This is a genomic window from Nostoc sp. CALU 1950 (genome assembly GCF_051172895.1).
Taxonomy (GTDB): domain Bacteria; phylum Cyanobacteriota; class Cyanobacteriia; order Cyanobacteriales; family Nostocaceae; genus Nostoc; species Nostoc edaphicum_A.
Genome location: NZ_JBDNJQ010000513.1, coordinates 1 through 207 on the forward strand (window position 1 = coordinate 1; position 207 = coordinate 207).

Below are 207 nucleotides of genomic sequence, written 5' to 3' on the forward strand. Positions count from 1 at the left end.
ATCTCCTTTTACATTCTCCCTTATTTTGTATATCTTCCAAAAGTGGATGCTCCCCTTATTAAGCTTGTAATTGTTAGCTTATGGAGTTTTGCTGTATTGACTAGCTGCTCATAATCTTGATTACTTAATCGAGTGCTAACTATATGGTTTAGAGCAAAAGTGTTGAATGTTAAGAAAAATCCGATAAAAACAGCCCAAAATATGTTA

1 protein-coding gene is annotated in these 207 nt (G+C 32.9%); it reads right to left on the reverse strand.

What is annotated here, in order from left to right:
- Positions 1-20: 20 nt before the first annotated feature.
- A partial coding sequence (locus tag ABF638_RS38585) for a hypothetical protein (protein WP_435027981.1) occupies positions 21-207 on the reverse strand: 187 nt, incomplete at its 5' end.